This window comes from Cyanobium sp. HWJ4-Hawea (genome assembly GCF_024345815.1).
GTDB lineage: Bacteria > Cyanobacteriota > Cyanobacteriia > PCC-6307 > Cyanobiaceae > Cyanobium_A.
The window spans coordinates 1-6,844 of record NZ_JAGQBV010000081.1; the positions used below are offsets into that span (position 1 = coordinate 1).

10 protein-coding genes are annotated in these 6,844 nt (G+C 63.0%); 5 read left to right on the forward strand and 5 right to left on the reverse strand.

The genetic code is table 11. The annotated features are described in order from the left end of the window. Positions 1 to 185: 185 nt before the first annotated feature. Both KBY58_RS12485 and KBY58_RS13225 read right to left on the reverse strand, forming a co-directional pair. Positions 186 to 368 carry a tyrosine-type recombinase/integrase gene (locus KBY58_RS12485; RefSeq protein WP_409995763.1) on the reverse strand — a complete coding sequence of 61 codons (183 nt, stop codon included), beginning with the start codon at positions 366 to 368 and terminating at the stop codon, positions 186 to 188. Then, positions 337 to 447, reverse strand: coding sequence for a tyrosine-type recombinase/integrase (locus KBY58_RS13225; RefSeq protein WP_409995764.1), 111 nt, complete (start codon positions 445 to 447; stop codon positions 337 to 339). Before KBY58_RS13225 ends, KBY58_RS12485 begins: the two co-directional genes overlap by 32 nt. A gap of 73 nt (positions 448 to 520) precedes the next feature. Between KBY58_RS13225 and KBY58_RS12490 the strand changes: the two genes are divergently transcribed. Next, a complete protein-coding gene (locus tag KBY58_RS12490) occupies positions 521 to 1,216 on the forward strand; it encodes a class II aldolase/adducin family protein (RefSeq protein WP_255004644.1) in 696 nt (231 codons plus the stop codon). On the opposite strand, the gene KBY58_RS12495 is transcribed toward KBY58_RS12490, so the two are convergent. Next, positions 1,155 to 2,510 carry a sodium/glutamate symporter gene (locus tag KBY58_RS12495; RefSeq protein WP_255004646.1) on the reverse strand — a complete coding sequence of 452 codons (1,356 nt, stop codon included), beginning with the start codon at positions 2,508 to 2,510 and terminating at the stop codon, positions 1,155 to 1,157. The two genes, KBY58_RS12490 and KBY58_RS12495, sit on opposite strands and share 62 nt — an antisense overlap. Beyond that, on the reverse strand, positions 2,511 to 4,502 hold the full coding sequence (locus KBY58_RS12500) for a S9 family peptidase (protein ID WP_255004647.1): 1,992 nt from the start codon (positions 4,500 to 4,502) through the stop codon (positions 2,511 to 2,513). A gap of 16 nt (positions 4,503 to 4,518) precedes the next feature. Here KBY58_RS12500 and def point away from each other — a divergent pair, with 16 nt between their 5' ends. From def to rpsU, 4 genes are all read left to right on the forward strand, one after another. After that, positions 4,519 to 5,124: a peptide deformylase gene (def, locus tag KBY58_RS12505; protein ID WP_255004648.1), complete on the forward strand. Its 606-nt coding sequence runs from the start codon at positions 4,519 to 4,521 to the stop codon at positions 5,122 to 5,124. A gap of 25 nt (positions 5,125 to 5,149) precedes the next feature. Beyond that, complete coding sequence (locus KBY58_RS12510; protein WP_254934917.1) at positions 5,150 to 5,347, forward strand: hypothetical protein; 198 nt, start codon at positions 5,150 to 5,152, stop codon at positions 5,345 to 5,347. 69 nt (positions 5,348 to 5,416) lie between these two features. After that, positions 5,417 to 6,061 carry a DUF3747 domain-containing protein gene (locus KBY58_RS12515; RefSeq protein ID WP_255004649.1) on the forward strand — a complete coding sequence of 215 codons (645 nt, stop codon included), beginning with the start codon at positions 5,417 to 5,419 and terminating at the stop codon, positions 6,059 to 6,061. 67 nt (positions 6,062 to 6,128) lie between these two features. After that, positions 6,129 to 6,299 carry a 30S ribosomal protein S21 gene (gene rpsU, locus KBY58_RS12520; protein ID WP_010304532.1) on the forward strand — a complete coding sequence of 57 codons (171 nt, stop codon included), beginning with the start codon at positions 6,129 to 6,131 and terminating at the stop codon, positions 6,297 to 6,299. Positions 6,300 to 6,301: 2 nt separating this feature from the next. On the opposite strand, the gene KBY58_RS12525 is transcribed toward rpsU, so the two are convergent. Continuing rightward, the coding region (locus KBY58_RS12525; protein ID WP_255004650.1) for an ATP-binding protein at positions 6,302 to 6,844 on the reverse strand (543 nt) is incomplete at its 5' end.

Sequence of the window (6,844 nt, forward strand, 5' to 3'; positions counted from 1 at the left end):
CTCGATTTCAGCGATTGATGTGTGGAGTGACTCCAGCATGCTCTCGGCTAGCCTTGCCCTATCCTCTGCGCTAAGGGCGCGTGCCTGCTCCTCAATGCTCTTAAGAAAGGCTGACATTTCGCTCAACCCAGATGCCTAAAAAGAGATCCTACTTTGTTTTGCCTGGTGTTGGGTACCGCTAACAACTATTTGGGCGGATCCGCATAAGATGTGTTCATGAAGTTACAGAGTGTCTGCGGGGCTGCTAATGCCGTATTGGCTCGATTGAGCACGTGGGTATAAATCATTGTGGTTCGGATGTCGCTGTGGCCGAGAAGTTCCTGAATTGTGCGGATGTCATGCCCCCCGTTCCAGGAGATGGGTGGCAAAGGAATGGCGGAAGCTGTGGGAGGTGGCGGGCTTGCTGATCTTTGCCGCAATGACGGCGCACCGAAATGCTTTTTGCACCAGGCTCGGATCCAAGTGATGCGGTCCCTAATGGCACATGTGTCTAGCCTCAGGCCCAATCGCCCGCCTGCCGTTGCCAGCTGACGCTCAGCCTGAATTACGCCAGAAGCTGGTGGAAGTGGCCCGGCGGATGAACTCAAGCGGCATCAACCAGGGCACTTCCGGCAACCTTTCGGCCCGCATTCCCGGTGGTCTGCTGATCACCCCCACCTCCCTGCCCTACGAGCAGATGGAACCCGAGGATCTGGTGGCGATCGACTTTGGGGGCCACCCCACGGGCCACCCCAAGGGCCACCACAGCAGTCCGCGCCGGCCCTCCTCGGAATGGCAACTCCATGCGGAGATCCTGCGCAGTCGCCCGGAAATCGAGGCGGTGCTCCACTGCCACTCGATCCACGCCACGGCCCTGGCTTGCCATGGACGGCCGATTCCGAGCTTTCACTACATGGTGGCGATGGCGGGTACGGCGACGATCCCCTGCGCGCCCTATTCCACCTTTGGCACCAAGGCCCTCTCCCTAGATGCGGTTAGGGCTTTGGAGGGCAAATTGGCGTGCCTGCTGGCCCAGCACGGCCAGGTGGCCCTGGGCCGCAACCTGGACCAGGCCCTGCGCCTGGCGATTGAGGTGGAAACCCTTGCCCACATGTATCTCCAGGCTTTGTCCCTGGGGGAACCGCCGCTGCTGGACGCTGCAGAGATGGAGAGGGTTATTGCCCTGATGGGCTCGATGCACTACGGGCAAGCAGCAGACCGCCCAGGGCAAAGCTGAGGGTGATCGCCAGGCATAGCCCGGTCCAGGCGGGTAGGCCCATCGATTCCACGGCCAGAGGCGCGACCACCGTGATCACCCCGCCGGCCAGGATTGGTTGCATCGCCAGTTGCTTGAAGGAAAAGGGGGCCAGGGTGTCACTGTCGCCGTCGGGATCCGCCAGGCCAAGCAACAGCAGACCACTGGCGGCCACACCGGTGGCCTGGCCAAATTCGGTTATGCCCCGCTCAAACCAGGGGCTGGGCAAAATCCTTGGCGCCAGCAGCAGCAGGCCCAGCAAATTCCAGGCCAGCCCCACCCCGGCAAGCACGGCCAAAGGCAGCCAGTCGTGGAGCAGGAGGGGCAGGTTGAGGCCGGCCATGGCTCCGGTGATCAAAAGATCGGTGGCGAGGGAGGCGGTTTGGGCCTGGGGCCGAGGCGTGGCAAAGCCGCTTTGGCCGCTCCGCTCCAGCAGCCCTTGCACCAGTAAGGAACCCAGCAAAGCCAGGGGGAAGAGGGGCATGATTCGCACCACCTCAGCCAGGCCGGCGCTGATGTTGGGTGTGATCACCAGCAGCAGCCTTTGCAAGGCGAGGGCTAGCAGCACCGCCAGGCCGCAACAGCCCAGGTTGGTTGCCAGTCGCTCCAGGCCCTGGAGCCAGGTTTGCTCAGTTGTAGCAGGGGTTTTAGGGGCCAGTGGGGTTGGCTCAGGTGCTGACTCGGACTCCGCCAGCCAGCCCCGGGATCGGGCCAGGATCACCAGCAGTGAACCCACCACCACTGAGCTCACCAGGCCCACGGTGGCCATCGCCAGGCCCAGGTCGCGGCCGCCCAGAAAGCCCCACTGGGCATAGATCGGCCCCATCACTGCCGCCGAACCATGGCCCCCCTCGAAGCCCACCTCAATTAGGCAAGCCATCAGGGGATGGACACCGAGCCAGGGGATCAGTAATCCCAAAACCACCAATCCCCCCATCAGGTATTGGCCGAAGCCCAGGGTGAGGCCCAACAGCAATTGGGCCGTGGCAGGTCGCCAGAGGGAGCCGGCGCTGGGCAGGGGTTTGCCCAAAAGCATGGTGGAAAACACCAGGGTCATCAGCACCTCCGGGAAGGGGATCCAGAGCTCAGTTAGGCCCGCGGGCAGCCACTGCACCGGGCCATAGGGCCCAATTAGGAGGCCAATCAATCCAGATAGCAGGGCAGCGGGCAGGCCGATTCTCTGCATGCCACTGGCTTCGCCCAGGCTGCGCCCCAACAGGACCAGAGCCGCCAGCACGACCCCACTAAGCCCTAATTCCAGCAAGTCGGCGTTCATTTAGGGGGCATTGGCCCCGGCAGGTGGGGCGAAATGTTTGGCGAAAAAGGCTTCGGTGGCTTCCAGCACCTTGATTTGGGTGCTGCTCTGCTTGAAGCCATGGCCCTCTCCCGCAAACAGGTGCACTTCCACGGCAATCCCCTTGGCCTTGAGGGCTGCCGCCATCTGCTCGGTTTGCTCGGCTGGCACCACCCGGTCGTCGAGGCCTTGAAAAAAGATCACCGGACAGCTCATCTCGTCCGCATGCTGCAACGGCGAGCGGGCCAGGTAGGTGTCCTTTGCTGCAGGCCAAGGGCCCACCAGGGAATCGAGGTAGTGGGCCTCAAAGCGATGGCTGTCCGCGGCAAGGGCGCCTAGGTCGGCCACCCCATAACGGCAGGCACCAGCTCGGAAGACATCGCTGAAACAGAGGGCGGCCAGGGTGGTGAAGCCCCCGGCGCTACCCCCCTCAATGGCGATGCGCTGGGGATCGGCTTTGGCCGCTGCCACCAGGGCCCGGGCTGCGGCGGCGCAATCGGCCACATCCACCACCCCCCATTGGCCATCGAGTCGTTGGCGATAGGCCCTGCCAAAACCCGTCGAGCCGCCGTAGTTCACATCCACCACCCCCCAACCCCTGCTGGTCCAGAACTGAATCGCCAGGTTCAGGCCGGTGCGGGCCATGGCGGTGGGGCCGCTGTGGCTTTTGACCAGCAGGGGTGCATTCGCCGAGGCTCCAGAGGTTGGTGGGTAGTACCAGGCGTGGGTGGGTTGGTCGTCGAAACCGGCAAACCACAGTGCCTCTGGTGGGCTGATTGCCTCTGCTGGCAAAGGATTGGGGGCGACGGGCCGGTGCTGCCACTGCCCACTGCTGATTTCCAGCTCCAGCAGTCCGGAGGGGCTGCTGGGATTGCTGGCCACACAGACCAGACGGCCTCCCTCAGCGCTTAGGGCGGCCAGGTCGTTGAAGGGCTGCTCGATCGGCTGCCAGGCCGCCGGCGTGCCGACCCGTTCTGGGGCCAAATCCAGCCGGCCGAGCTGCCACTCGCCCTGGTGGCAGGTGGCGGCAATCAGCTGGCTGCCATCCCAGGCGGTGGTCCGCATGCCATAGACCCATTGGGGCATGCCAAATTCCGCCTCCATGGTCAGCAGGACTTCTCCTTGGGGGCTGCCGGGCCGGAAGCGCTGCAGATTCCACCAGCCGCTGACATCGCTGGAAAAAACCAGTTCGGGGGGGCCACCAGCGGGGGTAATCCAGAGCGGCTGAAACACCGATATGGCCTCGGGCCCATCGGGGCCGGCTCCGGCGATCGCCTGGGCCTCGCCCAATTGGCCGTCCCCATCTAGCTCCGCTAGCCACAGTTGGCTGCGCTGCCAGGGCATGGCTGGCTGCTGCCAGGTAACCCAGGCCAGGTGCCTGCCATCGGGGCTCAAGGCGGGGTAGCCGCAAAAATCAGCCGGCTGATGCAGCAGTTGCGGTTCGCCGCCAGCAAGGGGGATGGCCACCAGTTGGTCAATCCCGCCCGCCTCCATCACCCCAAGCCAACGCCGGCGGCCTGGATCGATTAAGCCATCGGCGAAGGCGCGATCAGCCGGTGCCACCAGGCGCCGGAAGTCCCCCTGGGGGGCGCCGCTAACGGGATCCAACCGCAGGTGGTGGGGGCAGCGATCACCGTCGTGGATAACCACCAGATCCTGGCCTTTGACGGCAAAGACCCCGCCTCCGTACTCGTGTACCCGGCTGCGCAGGTTCCAGCTGTTTGGGCTTAGTTCGATCGCCCCATCTCCCAAGCCGGATTTACTGCCAGTGGGCCCACTGCTAGTGGGCCTGACCATCAGGGTGCTGCGGCCCTGCTCGTGGGGCCTTTGCTCCAGCCAAAAAAGGCGGCCGCCATCGAGTAGGGGCTCCTTCAGGCTGGGGATCCGCCCCACAACTGATGCGGCGGGGAGGCCCCGGTCGGTGGTCCTGCTCAAACCATCACCCTGGCTCCTCGCCCTAAAGTGGAGTTTCATTCCTTAAGACACCACCTTGGCGCGCAGCTTCGCCCAGTTGGCACGCAACGCGGAGCAATCCAGCCGCAGCGTTCAGGTGCCCAAGCAGGCAGTTGAGAAGCCTTCGCTTGAAATACACACCCTGGGTAACCAGGCGTTGCGTAAAAGTGCCAGGCGGATCAGCAAGGTGGATGAGACCGTCCGGGACCTGGCCCGTGAAATGTTGCGCAGCATGTATACCGCCAATGGCATCGGCCTGGCGGCGCCCCAGGTGGGCGTCCATAAGCAGCTGCTGGTGATCGACCTCGATCCGGAAAATGCAGCCACGCCCCCCCTGGTGCTGATCAATCCCGAGATCAGCAGTTTTGGCGTCGGCATTGAGACCTACGAGGAGGGTTGCCTGAGCATCCCCGGGGTTTATCTCCATGTGGTGCGGCCTTCGGTGGTGGAGGTCACCTATCGCTGCGAGATGGGCCGGCCCCAGCGGATCAAGGCCGATGGCCTGTTGGCCCGCTGCATTCAGCACGAAATGGACCACCTCAATGGGGTGCTGTTTGTGGATCGGGTGACCGATGAATTGAGCCTGAATGAGGGGCTTAAGGAGAAGGGTTTCGACCGCAACCACGTCAAATCCATTCGCTGAATACCAGCCCCACCACCCTTCACCCATGCCGATGAAACCCCTGGCGGGCCTTTTCCTGGCCCTGGCCTGCCTGCTTGGAATTGCCGCCACCGGTTCGGTGTTTGAGCTGGCCTATGGCGAGCCTGACCTGGGCCAACTCACCACCCGCTGGATATTGGGTTTGAGTGTGCCCGGCACGGTTGTTGCCCTGCTGGTGGCAATCCGCATCAACAAACCTGCCTAATCACAGCCTTCCCCCCTGGCCTAGGGCGCTTTTGCTCCATACCATTGGTTTCCTCAGGTCCGATTGGTGATGCCGTTCAACGCTCTGCGATCTGCCCTTACCCCAGCAAAGGCAAAGGTTTTTGCCCTGGCGGTGGTGGCCTTTGCGGTGGTGGCGGCAGATGGACTGTCGGCGCTGAGGCCCGCTGCTGCTGGTGCCCTATTTGAGGCGGCTGATCTCGACCAACAAAAATTTGTGCTGGTGGCTTCCCCCATCGGTGATGGCAGCAGGCAGCAACTGAACATCTACGAACAGGTGAGCGGCCGGCGTCCCTGCTTTGCCATGAGCGGCTCCAATCCCGCCAAGGTTGATCCGATGTTGGCCACCTTTGATTTCACAGGCGTTTGTAGCCGCTACATCGATGCCAACGGCTATTCCCTGCGGATCGGCGATACCGATTTGGCCACCAGCTACCGCCTTTCGGTGATCCGTAAGGACAAAGACATCCAGCTGCTGGCCATCCCCACCAAGGCGGACGCGGGCCCCGAATATCTGGTTGCCCGCACCCTGGGCGATGGGGCGGGCTTTATGCAGTTGGTTTTCGAGCCCGGTTGGCAGCTCAAGCGCCGGGCCTTTGCTGGCCGCAAGCTCGGCCATGTATACGTCTACCGCGACACAGCGGCGGCTGTTGTGGAAATCCAGGCCCCGGCGGCACGCCCAGTCACCCGCCAGTGAGCTGCTGGGCAAGGCCAGGCCAGGGGAGTTGCTACATTGGTAAACTCAGTGCTTTGTACAGCGCTTCATGACCCAGGTCACTGTCGGCGAAAACGAAGGCATTGAATCGGCTCTGCGCCGCTTCAAGCGCCAGGTGTCCAAGGCGGGCATCTTTGCCGACCTGAAGCGGCTTCGTCACCACGAAACTCCCGTTGAGAAGTACAAGCGCAAGGCCCAGCAGCGTCGCCGTCGCCGCTGATCTCAAGAAGTCAGTTGATCGAAGGAGCGGAAAGTGAGGGCCTCGGCAATGGCGCTGGGGCCGATCTGCTCTTTGCCGTCTAAATCGCAGATTGTCTGGGCAACCCGCAGCAGCCGCTCCCCTGCCCTTGCCGATAGCTGTCTTTGATTGAGGGCCCCCTCCCATAGGGCTAGGGCAGCATCGCTGAGTTTGATCACCTCGCTCAGCCTGGCCGATGCCAGCTCCCCATTGCTACAGCCAGCGGGGTTGCGCTCTGCCATGCGTTGGCGGGCCTGTTTGACCCGCATGGCCACTTTTGAGGTGGATTCGCCCTCTGGCTCTTGGTGGCTGCGGCGATAGGGGGCGGCAAGTTCATCGCTGTTGGGCCTGCGCATCACCACCTGCAAATCAAGCCTGTCGAGCAGGGGGCCTGAAAGCTTTGCCCAATAGCGTTTACGGATCGATTCGCTACAGCTGCAAAGTCGTTCGGGATCGCCATGCCAGCCGCAGGGGCAGGGATTGGTGGCTGCCACCAGGGTCACGCGGCAGGGGAAGTGGCTGCGGTA